Raw genomic sequence first — 16,451 nt, forward strand, 5'->3', positions numbered from 1 at the left:
ACCCTTTCCGAGCGCGTACGCCTGCCGATAGGGGCCAGGTGAACCGCTGGAGAGGAGATCACGTGCTGCCCACCCACCGCCCCGCGAACGCCGCGGGGGAGGACGGCTTCACGCTGGTCGAGGTCATCGTCTCCATTGGGATCATCAGCGTGGTGATGCTGGGCATGACCTCCTTCTTCACCGTCTCGCTGCGGGTCAACCATCAGCAGGGCGACCGCCAGGTGGCCGTGCAGGTGGCCGACGGCGCGATGGAGAAGGTGCGCGCGGTGCAGGTGAGCGCGTTGCTGACCGGTCGCGACGCGCAGAGCACGGCCGACCAGTTGACGGCGGCGCGGGACCAGACCGGCGCGAGCTACGTGCCGAACATCGACACGGTGCTGCTGGGCGGCACCATCCCGGTCGGTGCGGCCGTCACCGGGATCACCGCGCCGCTGCCGACCACGCCGGTGCCGGTGTCGGTCGCCGGGAACACCTACAACCAGTCCTGGTTCCTCGAGAACTGCTATCGGCCGTCGGACGATCCGCGATACTCCGCCGTCAAGCCGATGACGTGCAACAAGGCGCCGAGCGTGAACCCCGCCGCGCCGGACACCCCGTACTATCACGTCGTCGTGGCGGTCACCTGGAAGGACCGCATCTGCGGCAGCAGCGGCCTCTGCTCGTACTTCCTGGAGACGCTGGTCGGCACGAAGAGCGACGAACCGGTCTTCAACACCGCGACCCCGCAGATCAGCCCGCCCGGCGACATGCTCAGCGACGTGGGCACGGCGGTGTCGTACACGTTCCGGGCGACCGGCGGCGCCGGCGGGAACAGTTGGACGTTCACCGGGCTGCCCAGCGGGCTCGGCCCCGCCACGTCGACGACCGGGGTGATCACCGGCACGCCGAAAACCGCCGGGTCGTACACGGTCTCGGTGGTCGTCGTCGACAAGAACGGGGTCAAGGACTCGATCATCCTCACCTGGACCGTCTACCCGGCGCTGACCTTCGCGAACCCGGGCCCGATCAGCACACCCGGCGGCGTCGCGTACACCAGGACGTTCACCGCCGGCTTCGGCACCCAGTCGTACCAGTGGACGGCGACCCTGCCCGCGGGTTTGAAGATCGACAAGGACACCGGCACGGTGTCGGGGACGCCGACGGCGGCGGGGGCCTTCCCGGCGACGGTGACGGTCACCGACTCGGCCTCGGCGACCGTGTCGCAGACGTTCACCTGGACGGTACCGGCGCTGGCGGTCACCAAGCCCGCGAACCAGGTCTCGGTGTCGGATACCCCGATCACCCCGGTCCAGTTGGCCGCGACCGGTGGCATCCAGCCGTACACCTGGGCGGCGACCGGTCTCCCGGACGGCCTGGTGCTGGATGCCGTCACCGGCGCGATCAGCGGCACCCCCACCACCAAGGCCCTCTACGTGGTGACGTTCACCGTGACCGACGCGTCGGGCGCCACCGCGACCGGCACCGCCACCTGGAACGTGCAGTGATGCGGCCGCCCCGCGACGACGCGGGTGTCTCGCTGGTCGAGCTGCTCGTGGCGATGTCGCTGATGGCGATGGTCGGCGCGATGTTCACCACGGGCATCGTGCAGATCCGCCGATCGATCAACAAGGCGGACAGCACCTACGAGTCGCAGAATCAGATCAACTCCGCGTTCCTGCGCTTGGACCGGGAGGTCCGCTATGCGACCGGGGTGAGCACCCCGGCCCAGGTCAGCGGCGACTCGTACGTCGAGTACTCGGTCACCGTCAATGGCGTCGACACCTGTGTCGAACTGCGCCTCAAGACCGCGACCCGGGAGCTCCAGCGCCGGCAGTGGGTGCACGGCGCAACGCCGCTGCAGCCGACCGGGTGGACCACGCTGGCCTCCGGCGTCACCGCGACCACGCCGTTCGCCACGACGATCGCCGACAAGGCGACCCTGACCGGGCTTCGTTTCCAGACGCTGACTCTCAACGTCACGTCCACCACCGGTGCCGGCGCCCAGGGCTCCGCCCGCGAGACGAATGTGTCGTTCACCGCGCTCAACACCAGCGTCGCCGACAGCTCGAAGGTGTGTATCGAAGGCAGGAGCGTGTCGTCATGAACCGGTCCGACGATCGTGGCTCGATGCCGCTGGCGCTGCTGCTGGTGCTGGTCGGCACGACGGTCAGCGCGATGCTGGCCACCTTCGTCGTCTCGTCGGTCCACAATTCCGACTACGGCATCCGCCGGATGTCGGCCCTGCAGGCCGCCCAGACCGGGCTCGACGTGGCCCGGGCGCAGATCCGAGCGGCCGACTACGGCACCAAGAGCGACGCCGGCGACGACGACGGCAACGCCGGCATGCTGCCGTGCGGGCCGCTGCGCGGGTACGTGGACAAGGCGAAGACCGCCAGCTACAGCGTGCAGATCCGCTATTACGCGAGCGACCCGCAGGCCATGACCGACCAGCAGCGGAACACTCTGCAGATCGCGTGTGCCGGCCTGTACGCCCCGAGCTCGGTACCGGCCTACGCGCTGTTCTCGGCCACGGGGACGGTCACGAAGGGCGACACCTCGAGCCGACTCATCGAGGGCACGTACATCGTGCACACCAGCAACGCGAACATCGCCGGTGGCCTTGTCCACTACGGGTCGACGCTGTGCCTCGACGCCGGCTCCAGCGACCCGGCCGCGGGTGACAAGGTCACCGTCGAGACCTGCAACCCCGGCAAGCTGTCGCAGACCTGGGCCTACACCGAGAATCTGCAGTTCCAGCTGGTCTCCTCGCAGACCCCGGCGCACCCGCAGGGCATGTGCCTCGACGCCAACGCCAACCACAGCCTCGCCACCAATGCCATCGTCATGGGGCTGTGCGAGACCGCCGCGCCGGCCCGATACCGGCAGGCGTGGAGCTTCGACGACAACGCCCACCTGGACGGCAGCAAGAGCGACGGCAGCAACATCGACACGAGCTGCTTCGTGGTGGTGGGCGGCGCGGCGGGCAGCGGCATCAATCTCGGCTCGTCGTCGTGCAGCGTGTTCTCGGCGGACGCGAACGCCGGCGCCGGCGCGGCCTCGTCGGCAGCCGGCCAGGCGGCCGGCATGCTGGTCAACTACCAGCAGTTCGGCCGGTGTCTGGACATCACCGAGGCGAACGTCGGCAAGGGCTACATGATCGCCTGGCCGTGCAAGCAGAACCCGAACATGAACCTGGTGAAATGGAACCAGCGGTACACCACCCCCGCCCTGCCGGCGAACAAGGCGGGCGACCCGGCGAACAAGGCCACCGGCACCATCACCACCAACAACGGCAGCGTCTACTGCCTGCAGAGTCCGATGTCCGCCACCGGCTACGTGAATCCCATGGCGTGCGTCAACGGCCGGAACGACCAGCAGTGGACCGTGTACGGGCGAACCAACGCCTACGCGACCAGCTACCAGATCGTCGACGGCAGCGGGAAGTACTGCCTGCAGCCAGACCCGTCGGACCTGTACAGCTCCGGCTCCTCGGTCGCCAAGATCAAGGTGGCGCTGTGCACCGGCTCGACCCTGCAGAAGTGGAACGCCAGCAAGAACGTGGTCGACGCGCTGGCGCTCAAGGACCTGACCGAGAAGCCGGCCTCGGCGTCCGGCGGGAGCTGACCCGACCGACCGCCTCGGCCCTGCCCGAGACGGAAACCCCTCGCGCCCGGGCGTGCCGAGCCTGGCCCGGCCCCTCAGGAGCGAGGCGATCGTCTCCGTCAGACTGTCCGGCGGACGCTCCACTGGAAGCTGCCCACGCAGACCAGGATGCCGCGCTCGTCGCGTACGTCTGCGGTGGTCTTGATGTTGATTTTATGGGTGGCCCGGCCGAACAGGGCCGCCAACTGATCGCGGGCGTGGTTGTCCAATGTGCACGTCGCGGTCAGGCGGCCGCGTGCCGGGGCCAGGAAACGCAGCGTCGCGCCCGAGCCGAGCGGGATCACGCCGTCCATCTCGGCGGGGCCGGCCGCGATGATGGCGGCCAGCCCGGCCGCGTCGATCAGGGTGATCAGGCCGCTCGAGTGAGCGATCCGATCACGTTGGCCAGCGACGGGACCGGATCCATCGAGACGACACCCACGCCGTCGCGGGCGGACACGACCGACAGGCCGGTCGTCGCGTGCGCGGGGATCGGCGCCAGCAGGTCGCGTGCGACCTCCGTCCCGTTCATCCGGACAGTCTCGGCAGCCACGTTGGCCGGCAGGCGTCCGGCGCATGACCGGCAGGGCCGTTCCGCGCGACACCTGGGACGGCCGGCCCCGCGTCGGGGCCCGCCGCCGCACTACTTCGCGAGGTGGTAGACCCACATGGTCGGCCGGCCGCCGACCGCCGGGCCGGCCACGTAGACGCGCCCGTTCACGATCACCGGCGTCGTCATGAACCCGTCGAACTGCTCGGTCACCGCCGACCACAGCGGCGAGCAGGTGATGTCGCCGCAGCCGGCCGCGTCGAAGCCGCCGATCAGCCCGGTGTTCTGGGTGTAGTAGACGACCCCGCCGGCCACCGACGGCGCCGCCCGGGTGCCGGAGCTCGGACCCAGCCCGCCCAGCCACAGGAAACCACATACCGGCTGACCGCAGCCGTTCGCGGCGAACGCGTAGACGAACCCGGTGGCGCTGCCGTACAGGATCCCGTCGGAGACGGTCAGGTTGGTGTTGATCGAGTCGAAGTCGGCCGGGTGCGCCACCCACAGCGGCGAACAGTTCAGGTTGTTGCCGGCCAGGCAGGCCGAGGACGAGTACGCATAGACCGTCCCTGCCTTCCCGTCCGGCGCCTGGAAGTCGACGCTCGGGAAGTACACCTTGTCGCCGCTGACCGTCGGACCGGCGTCCTGGATCAGTCCGGAGCCGGTGTCCGACCCGGCAACCGGCTGGCTCGCCCAGACCGGCGGGCACGTCTTGAGCCCGCAGCCGGCGGCCCGGAACGCGATCAACCGCTCCTGCGAGGTCGCGTAGACCAGCCCGTTGGCCACCGCCGGCGCCCCGTTCCCGGACGTCTTGAGGTTGCCGGTCCACAGTGGCGCGCAGGTTGCCCGGCCGCACCCGGCGGCGGTGAAGGCGAGCAGCCGCCCGTCACCGGAGACGATGTACAGGACGCCGTCGGCCACGGTTGGCGACGAATCGGTGTTCGGCACCGGCGCGGTCCACACCGGCTTGCAGGTGGCCTGGCCGCAGCCGGCCGCCTTGAACGCGTACAGCGTGCCGATGCCGTTCTCGACCGAACCGGCCGACGAGACGAACACCAGCCCGCCGGCCACCGCCGGGGTGGTGTGCACGCCGTTGCTCAGCTGCGCCGTCCACAGTGGCGAGCAGCTGTCGCTGCCGCACCCGGTGGCCGGCCACGCGACCAGGAAGCCGGAGTCGGTGCCGACGTACGCGACATCGCCCACCACGGCCGGCGACGAGTCGGAGATGGCGTCGAAGAGGTCGCTGCCCGGCCCGGAGGCGACGTAGTCGAGCGTGAGCCCGGCGACCGTGCCGCGGGTGATCGTGTGCTCGGCCGGGTTGGCGCCGGTCTTCGCGGCGTCGAAGCCGTACTGCGGCCACGCCGGGGACGCCGCCTGCGCCACCGCGGGCGCGGCCGCGACCACCATCGCCAAGGCGCCCGCGACCGCGAGCATGCTTGGTAGCCTCATTTCTTCCCCCCTTTGTCCAGCGGACGGGGGCACGATCCCAGCCCGCGCTGGAGCGGGCCTGATGCGCGGCTGGAACCGATCAGCGCAGCGCGTCAAGCTTGGCGCGCAGGGCGTCGGCGTCCCGGTGGGCCAGCTCGTGCAGGATCGCCAGCGACTCCCGCCAGGCGGCGCGGGCGAGCGACCGGTCGCCGGCCGCCGCGCGCGCGTCGCCGAGGTGGTCGAGCACCTGCGACTGGGAGAAGCGGTCGCCGCTCTGCCGGAACAGCCGCAGCGCCTCCTCGAGATCGGTGATCGCCGCCTCGGGCCGGCCGAGGTGGTGGTTGATGACCCCGAGACTGTCCAGCGCATCGGCCTGGCCGTCCTCGTCGCCGCCGGCCCGGTGCTCGGCCAGCGCCCGCCGGCAGTGCGCGGCGGCCTCCGGATAGGACCCGAGCCGGGCCAGGCACCAGCCGATCATGTTGCCGGCGGTCGCCTGTCCGCGCCGGTCGCCCAGCTCGGCGTGCAGATCGAAGGCCATCCGCGCGTGCCGCAACGCCTCGTCGTAGCGGCCCTGCTGGTCGTAGAGCACGGTGAGGCTCTGCAGGATGTGCGCCTCGCCGACCCGGTCGCCGAGCTCCCGGTAGCGGTCCATGGCGAGCCGCAGGTGCCGTTCGGCCTCGTCGCCGCGGCCGAGCCGGCGGCGGGCCACGGCGGCCCGTCGATGGATGCGGGCCTGGGCGTCGCGGTCTCCGATCCGGTACGCGGCGGCCAGCGCGCCGGCCATCGACGCGTCCAGGTCGTGCCAGCGCCCCTGCCGGTCCTGGAAGTCCCACAGGATCAGCGCCAGCCGCCACACGTACGCGTCGAAGCCCTCCTCCGCCGCCCGATCGATGGCCGCCACCAGGGTGAGGTATTCCGCCCCGAGCCAGCACAGCGCGCCCGGCTGATCGGTCAGCTCGGCCACGGTCACCCCCTCGCGCGGAGGGTCGAGGGTGATCGGATCGGTCGGAACGTGCATGATCCCGGCCGCCCGGTGCGCGCTGTGCGTGTAGTGGTCGAGCAGCCGCAGCTGGGCGGCCCTCGGCTCATCCGCCGGACCGGTGAGCTCCGCGGCGTACGCCCGGAGAAGGTCGTGCGCGGAGAACCGGTCCGCGGTTCTCTCGGTGAGCAGATGCGCGCGGGTGAGCTGGGCGAGCAGCGGCCGGGTCCGCCCGAGCGGCAGCCCGGCGAGGCTGGCCGCCGCGGCGGCCGTCACGTCCGGCCCCGGATGAAGACCCAGCAGCCGGAACAGCCGGGCCGCCGCCGGGTCGAGCCGGCGGTACGACCAGGAGAACACGGCCCGCAGGTCGGTGCCGCTGTCGTCACCGGACAGCGCGTCCAGCGGCCCGGCCGCGTCGCGCAGCTCGCCAGCCAGCTTGGCCAGGGGCAGCTCCGGGTACGCGGCGGCCCGGGCGCAGGCGATGGCGAGCGCGAGCGGCAGCCGGGCGCACCGTTCGACGATCTCGTCGGCCGCGGCCGGCTCGGCCGCGGCCCGGTCCCGGCCGATCCGCCCGGTGAGCAGGTCGCGCGCCTCGCCGGGGGAGAGCACGTCCAGGGTCACCGGCCGGGCGCCCTCGATGGCCAGCAGCGGGGTGAGCCGGTCCCGGCTGGTCACCACCACCAGGCAGCCCGGGGTGCCGGGCAGCAGGGGCCGCACCTGATCGACGTCGCGGGCGTTGTCCAGCAGCACGAGCACCCGCTTGCCGGCCAGCAGGCTGCGGTAGAGCCCGGACCGCGCCGCCAGGCCGTCGGGGATGCGGCCGGCCGGCATGCCGAGCGCGGTGAGGAAGCCGCGCAGCGCGTCGGCCGGGTCGAGCACCGCGCCGCCCGGATCGAAGCCGCGCAAATCGCAGTAGAGCTGCCCGTCGGGATAGCGGGGGGCCGCGCGGTGCGCCCAGCGGACGGCGAGGGCGGTCTTGCCGACGCCGGCGGTGCCGGAGACGGCCGCGATCGCCACCGACTGCCCGGTCTCGTCCCGCTGCCCGGCCTCGTCCATCAGCCGGTCGAGGGCGGCCAGCTCCCGGGCGCGGCCGGTGAAGGCGGCGACCGCCAGCGGCAGCTGGGCCGGGACCTCGGCGGAGGCGGGCACGGCGGGCAGCTCCAGCGCCGGGTCCTGCCGCAGGATCGCCGACTCCAGATCGCGTACGGCCGGGCCGGGGTCGATCCCTAGATCCTCGCGCAGGGTGGCGCGCAGCCGCCGGTACGCGTCGAGCGAGTCCGCCTGGCGCCCGGCCCGGTACAGCGCGAGCATCAGCCGCCCGGCCACCTCCTCGTCCAGCGGGTACTGCCGGCTCAGCTCGGTCAGCTCGCCCAGCAGCGCCGCGTGCTCGCCCAGTTCGAGCCGCACGTCGACGAGCTGCCGCCGGGCCCGCAGCAGCAGCTGGTCGAGGCGCTGGGCCTCGCGCTCGAAACCGGGCAGGTCGGCCAGCGGCGGCCCGCGCCACAGCGCCACCGCCTCGCTGAGCAGCCCGGCCCGGCGGCCCGGGTCGGCGCTCCGCTCGGCCTGCCCGATCAGCCGCTCCGCGGCGGCCACATCGGTCGGCTCGGCGCCCAGGTCGAGAAGGTACCCGGGCGGCCGGGCCAGGATCGCCCCCCGTACGCCGAGCAGCCGGCGCAGATAGGAGACGTGGCTCTGCAAGGTGTTCGCCGCGGTGGGCGGGGCAGCGTCGCCCCACACCAGGTCGGCGAGCCGATCGGTGCTGACCACATGACCGGGCGCGAGGGCGAGCGCCGCGAGGACCGCCTGCCGGCGTGTGCCGGCGACGGATCGCGCAGCGCCCTCCACGGTGACATCGACCGGCCCCAGAAGCCTGACCCGCACGTGGGTTCACGCTAGCCACGACCGGCAACACACTGAACTGCTCGGTCCGGGACCCGACTGGCAGAATTCCGGTCGTGACACGCGCGCAGGGCGATCCGTCGCCGCCGGACCGATCGGTTTCGCTGGACCACTTCATCGGCATGTACGAGGCCAAGACCGACCCGTGGGACAACGCCACCAAGCGGTCCGACCAGCGCAAATACGCGGTGGCCCTGGCGAGCCTGCCGCGGGCGCGGTACCGCCGCGCCTACGAGCCGGGCTGCGCGGTCGGCCTGTTCACCCGGCAGTTGGCGCCGCGCTGCGACGAGCTGCTGGCGGTCGACGCGGTGCCGGAGGCGGTGCGCCAGGCCGCCGCCGCGGTTCGCGAGTTTCCGCACGTCACGGTGGAACAGGCGGTGCTGCCGGCCGATCTGCCGGCCGGCACGTTCGACCTGATCGTGATCGGTGACCTGCTCTACTACCTGTCCGGCGGCGATCTTGCCGAGCTGCTGTCGGGTCTGCGGACCCGCCTGGAGCCGGGCGGGGAGATCGTGGCGATGCACTACCGCGATCGCACCGGCGCGACCTGGGACGGCGCCCACGTGCACGACGCCCTGGCCGCCCTCCCCGGCCTGGAGAGGGTGGTCACCCACGACGACGAGTGGTTCCTCCTGGACGTGCTGCGGCTCCGCCCCTGACACGCCACAGGCTGTGCCCGATGCGGCGGACTGTGCCCAATGCAGCGGACTGTGCCCGAGCTAGAAGGGTTGGCGTTAGGCGCGCGCGGAAGGTCTCCATGGTCGGCGTCCGGGGCCGCGACCTGTTCGGGCCGGAGGCGATCCGCGGCGACTGCGCCGGCGTAGAACGCTTCGCGCGAGGGCGAGCAGGGCCGCTGCCGCCAAGGCGACGAGCATCGGCGTGGGGTGGGCACCGGCGCTGTCGGCGGCTCGAGCGATCGGGTTGGCCACGCCCAAGCGGTCGACCAGCCATCCCGTTGCCGCGATCGCGGTGGCCGTCGCGCCCGCCATCCGTACGGCATCGCACACCCGAGGGTCTCCTCTGCCTCCGACGACCCGGCTCGTGGTGCCGCTGATCCGGCGCGTCAGCGGGGCCTCGAGGTGCGCGACGGCCAGGATCGTGGGGAGGGCCAGGGCCACCAGGAGCAGTTGGACCAGTTCGATGCCCAGGTTGAAACCGAGCAGGCTGAGCGCCAGCTGGCCGGTGTTCAGCCGCATCTCGGCGAGCGTGAACGAGAACGCCATGCCGTGTGCCAGGCCGAAGACGCCGGCCACCGACCCCTCCCGGCCGGGGAACAGCGGGCGGATCGCGTGGATCGCGCCGATCAGGATGCTGGCGGCGATGAGGGCCTCGACCGGCCACGCCGGGACGTGCACCCGACCGAGAGCGCTCACGGCCAGTGCGATCGAATGGCCGATCGTGAACGCCACCGTGGTGCGGCCGATCCGGGCGATCGCGACGCGGGTGGGCGCGGTCGATCGCCAGCGCCGCCCGACGGCCGACAGCGGCGCGGGTAGCAGCAGGATCAACAGGAACAGCAGGTGATCCGTACCGGTCAAGATGTGCTCGCCGCCCAGGCGCAGCATGGCCGCGAAGCCTCGCCACGCGCTCGCCCTGCCCAGGTCCACGGCCAGCGGTGGGACGGTCATGCTGCGGATGTCGATTCCGATCGTGCCGAGGGTCGCGGCCCCGGTACGGCCGGACGACCAGTCGTGGCGGACCGAGACCAGGGCGGTATGAGTGACGACCCGGTGGACGATCACGTCGTAGCCGAGCGTGAAGCGGCGCACCGGCACGCCCGGCGGGGGAGTGAGCGTGGCCGAGGCGAGCAGTTCGCGATACGGGCCGGTCGTGGTCTGCCCGGTCGTGGTCTGCTCGGTCGTGGTCTGCTCGGCCGTGGTCTGCTCGGTCGTGGTCTGCTCGGTCGTGGTCTGCTCGGTCGTGGTCTGCTCGGTCGTGGTCTGCTCGGTCGTGGTCTGCTCGGCCTGGCTCAGCGAGACGTCGCCGACCGTCACGGTCCAGGCGCGGCCGTCGGTGCTCGGTTTGATGTGCGCGATCAGGTAGGAGCGGATGGCGTCGGTGGGTAGCGGGCCCGCGGTCACCGGCAGGCCGCTCGCGGTGGCGAAGTCGGTGACCGGGAGTTCCAGGTCGGCGGTGACCGACGTGTCGTGCACATCCAGGAGCACGACGGAGTGCGGCATCGGGTGTGCCGAGGCCGGCGGCGCCCCGAGCAGGAGCGCCGCCGGCACGGCCACCGCGATCCCGGCCGGCAAGCGGGACAGCGACGGTCGTGGCATCAGAACGTGAACTCGCCGCCGTAGTCGCGGGTGTGGTCGCGATAGACGGTGTGGAAGTGGATCTGATCGTGGAAGACCACACCGTCCTGGCAGATGAACTCGATCCACACGCCGGGCCCGTCGATCCGCACGTAGTCGCCGTGCGTGTCCAGGCCGAGGCCGCCGGAATACGACACGAAGGTGCGGTCCAGCTCCCTTTCGTACGCCTTCATCAGCTGACCGGCCGTCGCGTCGTCGACCACCGCGACCCAGGGGTGGATGGCGGCAAGAACCAGCTTTTTCTGGGACGGGGAAAGTTCCCGTACGGAAATGCCTTCTTTCGTGGTCGGGAATTGCCCGTCCTTGCCGGGGCCGATCAGCACATCGCTGAACGACTCGGTCAGCTTGGCCTTGGCCTGCTGGGCGGTGGTGAGACTGCCGGTGAGCCGGAGCATGCCGTCCCGCATGATCGACAAGGGCTGGAGCGTGTCGCCGTCCGCGTCGGTGAAGCTGGTCGGTTCCACGCCGACGAAGTACGGGCTGGAGCCGGCCACCCGGCCGGCCCGGTAGGTGAGGTTGACCGCGAGGTGGTGGCCGCCGAAGTGGAGCTGCCAGGTGCCGGTCGTCGACGGGGTGCCGAGGAACGCCAGGAAGTAGATGCCGCTGCCGTAGCCGAAGCCGCCCGGCCCACCGTCGCCGCCGGACGGGGGAGTGCCGGACGGCAGGTCGGTGGGCACGCCGGACGCGGTCGCGGACGGCTCGCCCGACGCAGTCGTGGAGGGGTCGGCAGACGCGGTCGTGGACGGGTCGGCTGACGCGGTCGTGGACGGGTCGGCTGACGCGGTCGTGGACGGGTCGGCCGTGCTCGTGCCGGACAGGTCCGCGGTCGCCGCGCCCGTCCCGGACGCGTCCGCCGTCGTGGTGGCCGTGGTGGACGGGTCGACCGACGTCGTGCCCGCGCCGGTCGGGTCGGCCGATGTGGTGGCCGTGCCGGTCGGGTCGGGCGATGTGGTGGCCGTGCCGGATGTGTCGGCCGAGGTGGTGGCCGTGGTGGACGGGCCGGTTGCCGGCGGGGCGCCGCCGCCGGTGTCGCTGCCCTGCGCGGCGGCCAGCACGTCGTCGGCCTGCAGGATCTGCATGGCCTGGTCGAAGCCGGTGCCGCCGCCGGTGCCCTGTGCCGCCTTGAGCACGGCCTTCGCCGCGGCCAGCTGCGTGTCGCTCAGGGTGCCGAACTGGATGCCCGGGCGGCAACTTCCGCCGCACGGAAGGTTCGACCACGCGGTCGCATTCGCCTGCGTGAAGTCCAACAGAACTTCGGACTTCTGCTCGTCCGAAAGCGTGGCGAGGAAGGTGTTGGCGGCGTTCACCACCGCGGTGACACCGGTGCCGCGGGGCACCGGCAGCGAGACGGCCGTGTGATTCTTGGGTTTGTCGTCGGTTCCGGCGCTGGCGGTGGCGTAGCCGCCGCCGATCAGGGCCACCGCCACTGCACCGATGGCGAAGCCCCGCCACCGTCTGCGGGCCGGCGCGGCGGGCCGGCTCTTCTCGTCGTTCACCCATGGCTCCTTGCGAAGTGAGGTTTCGGGCGCGTTCCGCCGCGTCGCCGGGTGCCCCCACGACGATCCACATCGTCGCGGTCCCGCTGACGAGATCGCGACAGGATTGTCGACAAAGTTATCGACGTAGCGCAAGGCGTCAATCAAGAAATTGCGCCGAAAATAACGACGAGAGGAATTTCCATAGGAATTTGACAGCAATTTCTATACGCACTCACAAGCCCACCCGAGGACACCGCGAATCGCGGACGTCTGGCCGTTCGGCACAATCGGGCCGACTGCGCCGTGCGGCCGGACTGGGTGATGGCCGGGTCGGCCAAAGGCAGTGCGGCGGGCGTGGTGGTTGGACCGGCCAGGGCGATGCGGGCGGCGGGGGTGGTGGTTGGGTCGGCCAAGGCGGTGCGGCGGGCGTGAGTGGAGGTCGGGCCGGCTTGTGCGGTTGGGGGGTGTGGCGGTGATGCGCCGCGGTTGGGCGGGGCCGGTCAAACGAGGACGTGACCGTGGGTGGCGGCCAGAAGCTCGAGGTCCGGTTCGCCGTAGTCGGTGACCATCGCGGCGAAGGTGGCCGCCTTGTCGTGGCCGAATCTGATTACTTCGGACTGGTATGTGGCGGCGGTGAGGAACTTCGGCGGGGTGGACTTGCTGTGGAACTTGTCGGCGTACATGACCAGGCGCTCCTCGGCGGTCTGCGCAATGTAGTCGGCCGGCGGCAGGGGGAGGGACTGGCGCAGGATGTCGTCGCGGGTGATGCCCACGCCGGTGTGGCAGGAGCAGAACCGGCAGAGCTGCTCGGGAAAGCCGAGGTCGCGCAGCAGTTCGTGGCCGAGGATGCCGTGCTGGAGATAGTTGGCGTGGTCGAGCGAGCCGTCGGGCCGGTACAAGCGGTAGACGCCGATGTCGTGCACCAGGCAACCGGCCCGAACCAGGTCGGCGTCGACGTCGAGGCGGTCGCGGGCGATCAGTTGCGCGGCTATCTCGGCCACGATCACGCAGTGGGTGTGCACCAGGTCGAGAGCGGTCGGATTCGGCGCGAGTCGCTCGTGCAGGGACCGAATCGCGAGATCACTGGGAATGCGCACGATCCCTCATTGTGCCGGGCCGGCCACCGGACCGCTCGAACCCAGCCGGCCTGCGGATCAGCTCTCGGCGGGTCGGGTTGCCGGCCAGATCAGGGAATCGTCCGGGATCGAGGGGTCGTGCAGCGCCCGGAAGTCGCGCCCGGGCAGCGTGCACCCGTGCAACGCGACCAGCCGGGCCACCTCGATCGCCCCGTGCGCCTGGAAGTGCGTGTTGTCCGAGACCCCGGCCGGATAGTTCGGCGACTCGCCCGGATCCAGCCAGAGGAAGTACTCCTTGGTCGCCTCCGGTCCGAGCTGACCCCAGAGGGCGAACGACAGCGCGGTCAGATCGATCAGGGGCGTGCCGGTTTCGCTCGCGAGCGCTCGCATCGCGTCCGGATAATCCCCGTGCGACAGGTACGCCACGCCGTCCGCGGTGAAGCGCCGCCGCTCGACCGGCGTCACCAGCACCGGGTGCGCGCGCTTGGCCCGCGCGCCGTCGAGATACATCCGCAGGTAGTCCTGGAACGTTCCGTACGGCGTGGTGTAGCGGGCCGGGTCGTCGACCTTCTCGTCGTTGTGGCCGAACGAGACCAGCAGCACGTCGCCGGGCCGGATCGCGGTGCGGATCAGATCGAGCCGGCCCAGGTCGGCGAAGCTCTTCGAGCTCGCCCCGGAGAGGGCGCCGTTCACCACCGCGATCTCCGGCCGCAGGAACACCGGCAGCGCCTGCCCCCAGCCCGCGCGCGGCACGTCGGCGGTCGCATAGGTGGCGGCCGTGGAGTCACCGGCGACATAGATGGTGTGGCGAGGCGGGCGGCCGACGGCCCGCGCGGGCGAGGCGATCATCCCGTACGCCCCGGCGATCGCACCGCCGGCCGCGGCGCGCAGCAACATTCTCCGATCGAGCGTCATGCCGTCATTCAATCAACGCCCATCGATTCAGGCAAGCGCTTTCCTGGCTAGCCGCCGCAGGCTTGTATTGCGGGCTCGCCCCTGGTCACCTCCCGGGCTCACGTCGGCGCTCACGCCTCGGTCCGCGCCCGGCGGTCACGTCTCGCCGTCACGCCCGGCGGTCACGTCCCGCGATCACGCCACACGGTCACGCCCCGCGGTCACGTCCCGCGGTCACGCCACACGGTCACGCCCCGCGGTCACGTCCCGCGCTCGCGCGCCCCGCTCACGCCAGACGGTCACGCCTCGCGGTCACGTCCCGCCGCGCCCGGCGATCACGCCTCGAGTTGCACCCGGCCGCCGAGTTGCTGTGCCACTTCGAGATCGTTCGACTCGAACCAGGTCTCGGCGACCCGGTCGCCCTCCAGCCGGTAGATGATGATCCCGGTCTCCTCGACGTGCTGCCCGCGCGGCGGGAGGTCGAGGTAGCCGCCGCGATAGGTGGAGCGCACCACGTAGCGGACCACCACCCGGTCCCCGGCGGCGATCACGTCGTTGATGCCGGGTCGCTGGTCGGCGAACGCGGTCGGGTACCAGCGCAGCCAGTCGACGAACGTCGCCCGGTCCCCGGTGCCGCCCGGTCCGTGGAAGAGGAAGTCATCGGTGGTCAGTTCGGCGAACCGTTTCTCGTCCCCCGCTCGGCACATGTCGAACCAAGCCTCCGCGAGCTCCCCATGACGCATGTAAGACGTTCTATGCGAAACTGCCCGCCCAGGGCAAGGAGTTCTGGCTCACCCGAGATACGTGCGTAGCTGAGCGATCTCCTCGGTGCGCGACTCGACGATCTGTTTGGCGAACGCCAGGGCGGCCGGGTTGGCGCCGCCGGCCTGCTCCTGCTGCGCCAGCCTGATCGCCTCCTCCTGGTGAGCGATCAGCGCCCGGACCGGATTCCCGGCAGCGGACGAGGGTGTCGCGAGAGAGGATGCTGCGGGGGAGGAGGCCGCCGGGAGGTCCGCCGACCACTCGCGCAGCCAGCCGGTCATCCGTACCACCTCGTCCTGCTCGGTGACGATGATCGCCTCGGCGAGGGTGCGGGCGGCCGGCTGCCGGGCGACCGCCGACGCGAGCGCGATGCCCTCCCGATGATGGGGGATGAGCGCCTGGGCGAACCGTACGTCCGCGCTCGTGTGCCGGTTCCCGGCGCCCGACGTGGCAATGGCGGAGGTGGCCGGGGCGGGCGCAGGTGACCCGCACCCGCCGAGCAGCAGCAGGACAGCGAGAAGCTTCGATACCCGGCGCATGGGCCGAGGCTAGCCCGACGGCCGGGTATCGGTAAACAGTCTTAACGAAAAACTAACGCCGGCGGCGCTTCGGCATCGAGTAGAAGCCGGTCGGCAGCGCCTGGGTCTGCGCCTGCCAGGCCGGGTCGCCGTCGCCCCGGCGGTTGCGGGTACGGATCCGCAGCAGCAGCGCCACCCCGAGGAAGACCAGCACCGCCCCGATGATCAGGCCGGGCCCGAGCACGCTCGGCGTCCCCGCGGTCGGGGTCAGCGCCGCCGACGAGGTGCTGGCCCGCGCGGCCGGGGTGGTCTGCTGGTCGTCGGCCACCGGCGCCTCGGTCGCCTCCTGGGTGGGCGACGGCTTGGCCGACGGGGTCGGGCTCGGCTTGTCGGCCACCGCGGTGACCACCCGGCTGCTCACCTCGGCCGAGCCCAGCTCACGGCCGGTCAGGTCCTGTGCGTGCGCGGTGAAGGTGACCCGGCCGTTGTCGGGGCCGGTGAACGAGATGCCCCACTCGGCGCTGTCCGTCCGGTTCCGGCAGAGCTGACCCGGGTCGGCCTGCACGTCGGTGATCCGCGCGGCGTCGGCGCCCAGCTGAGCGCGTACGGGGAAAGATTGTCCATTTTCTACCCGGTTGACCCGGACCTGGTCGAGGCTGACGCCGTCGGTGGTGATCACGAGCGACCAGCGCACCTTGACGCAGCGGCGCAGCCGATCGGTGGCGACGGACGCGGCGACCGTGCGCGCCTGCTGACCGATGGTGAACGTGGCCGGCGCCTGACCTATCGTCACCTGAAATCCGTCGGCGGCGGCGGCCGGCGTCGCGGAAAAAGCCAGGACAGCGGCGAGAACTGCCGGGACGGCGGCGACCAGTGCCAGCCCGGTGGTGACCCGTGCCGATACCCGGTGTCGCATGAACGATCATCTCCTTCG

General features: G+C 71.6%; 15 protein-coding genes. 4 read left to right on the forward strand and 11 right to left on the reverse strand.

The features are described from left to right. Positions 1–62: 62 nt before the first annotated feature. From ODJ79_RS36605 to ODJ79_RS36615, 3 genes are read left to right on the forward strand one after another with little or no spacing between them, the layout of a single operon-like run. Positions 63–1,484 (forward strand): putative Ig domain-containing protein, encoded by a 1,422-nt coding sequence (locus ODJ79_RS36605; RefSeq protein WP_263028255.1) that lies wholly within the window; start codon positions 63–65, stop codon positions 1,482–1,484. Continuing rightward, on the forward strand, positions 1,484–2,083 hold the full coding sequence (locus tag ODJ79_RS36610) for a type II secretion system protein J (protein WP_263028256.1): 600 nt from the start codon (positions 1,484–1,486) through the stop codon (positions 2,081–2,083). The genes ODJ79_RS36605 and ODJ79_RS36610 overlap by 1 nt, the downstream gene beginning before the upstream one ends. Continuing rightward, positions 2,080–3,603: an RICIN domain-containing protein gene (locus ODJ79_RS36615; protein WP_263028257.1), complete on the forward strand. Its 1,524-nt coding sequence runs from the start codon at positions 2,080–2,082 to the stop codon at positions 3,601–3,603. Before ODJ79_RS36610 ends, ODJ79_RS36615 begins: the two co-directional genes overlap by 4 nt. 98 nt (positions 3,604–3,701) lie before the next feature. Here ODJ79_RS36615 and ODJ79_RS36620 read toward each other — a convergent pair whose 3' ends face one another. The 4 genes from ODJ79_RS36620 to ODJ79_RS36635 all read right to left on the reverse strand — a co-directional run bounded on the left by ODJ79_RS36620 (position 3,702) and on the right by ODJ79_RS36635 (position 8,456). Next, entirely contained in the window at positions 3,702–3,926 is a 225-nt protein-coding gene (locus ODJ79_RS36620) for a hypothetical protein (RefSeq protein ID WP_263028258.1), read from the reverse strand. 65 nt (positions 3,927–3,991) lie between these two features. After that, positions 3,992–4,153: a hypothetical protein gene (locus ODJ79_RS36625; protein WP_263028259.1), complete on the reverse strand. Its 162-nt coding sequence runs from the start codon at positions 4,151–4,153 to the stop codon at positions 3,992–3,994. A 111-nt stretch (positions 4,154–4,264) separates the two neighbouring features. Then, entirely contained in the window at positions 4,265–5,617 is a 1,353-nt protein-coding gene (locus tag ODJ79_RS36630; protein ID WP_263028260.1) for a PQQ-like beta-propeller repeat protein, read from the reverse strand. Positions 5,618–5,696: 79 nt separating this feature from the next. Continuing rightward, positions 5,697–8,456 carry an AfsR/SARP family transcriptional regulator gene (locus ODJ79_RS36635; RefSeq protein ID WP_263028261.1) on the reverse strand — a complete coding sequence of 920 codons (2,760 nt, stop codon included), beginning with the start codon at positions 8,454–8,456 and terminating at the stop codon, positions 5,697–5,699. 74 nt (positions 8,457–8,530) lie between these two features. Between ODJ79_RS36635 and ODJ79_RS36640 the strand changes: the two genes are divergently transcribed. After that, positions 8,531–9,133, forward strand: a complete 603-nt coding sequence (locus ODJ79_RS36640) for a nodulation S family protein (protein WP_263028262.1) — start codon at positions 8,531–8,533, stop codon at positions 9,131–9,133. 75 nt (positions 9,134–9,208) lie between these two features. Here ODJ79_RS36640 and ODJ79_RS36645 read toward each other — a convergent pair whose 3' ends face one another. The 7 genes from ODJ79_RS36645 to ODJ79_RS36675 all read right to left on the reverse strand — a co-directional run bounded on the left by ODJ79_RS36645 (position 9,209) and on the right by ODJ79_RS36675 (position 16,433). Next, positions 9,209–10,750 (reverse strand): HupE/UreJ family protein, encoded by a 1,542-nt coding sequence (locus tag ODJ79_RS36645; RefSeq protein ID WP_263028263.1) that lies wholly within the window; start codon positions 10,748–10,750, stop codon positions 9,209–9,211. Beyond that, entirely contained in the window at positions 10,750–12,285 is a 1,536-nt protein-coding gene (locus ODJ79_RS36650) for a DUF3500 domain-containing protein (RefSeq protein WP_263028264.1), read from the reverse strand. Before ODJ79_RS36650 ends, ODJ79_RS36645 begins: the two co-directional genes overlap by 1 nt. Before the next feature lie 482 nt (positions 12,286–12,767). After that, entirely contained in the window at positions 12,768–13,364 is a 597-nt protein-coding gene (locus ODJ79_RS36655) for an HD domain-containing protein (RefSeq protein WP_263028265.1), read from the reverse strand. Between the two features lie 57 nt (positions 13,365–13,421). Next, a complete protein-coding gene (locus ODJ79_RS36660) occupies positions 13,422–14,258 on the reverse strand; it encodes a rhamnogalacturonan acetylesterase (protein ID WP_263028266.1) in 837 nt (278 codons plus the stop codon). Positions 14,259–14,572: 314 nt separating this feature from the next. Then, on the reverse strand, positions 14,573–14,980 hold the full coding sequence (locus ODJ79_RS36665) for an ester cyclase (RefSeq protein WP_263028267.1): 408 nt from the start codon (positions 14,978–14,980) through the stop codon (positions 14,573–14,575). Positions 14,981–15,028: 48 nt separating this feature from the next. Beyond that, the gene (locus tag ODJ79_RS36670) at positions 15,029–15,538 is read right to left on the reverse strand and encodes a DUF305 domain-containing protein (protein WP_263028268.1); all 510 of its coding nucleotides are present in this window, start codon (positions 15,536–15,538) and stop codon (positions 15,029–15,031) included. Positions 15,539–15,590: 52 nt separating this feature from the next. Then, positions 15,591–16,433 (reverse strand): hypothetical protein, encoded by an 843-nt coding sequence (locus ODJ79_RS36675; RefSeq protein WP_263028269.1) that lies wholly within the window; start codon positions 16,431–16,433, stop codon positions 15,591–15,593. Positions 16,434–16,451: the final 18 nt, after the last annotated feature.

It is taken from the genome of Actinoplanes sp. KI2 (assembly GCF_025630775.1).
GTDB lineage: Bacteria > Actinomycetota > Actinomycetes > Mycobacteriales > Micromonosporaceae > Actinoplanes.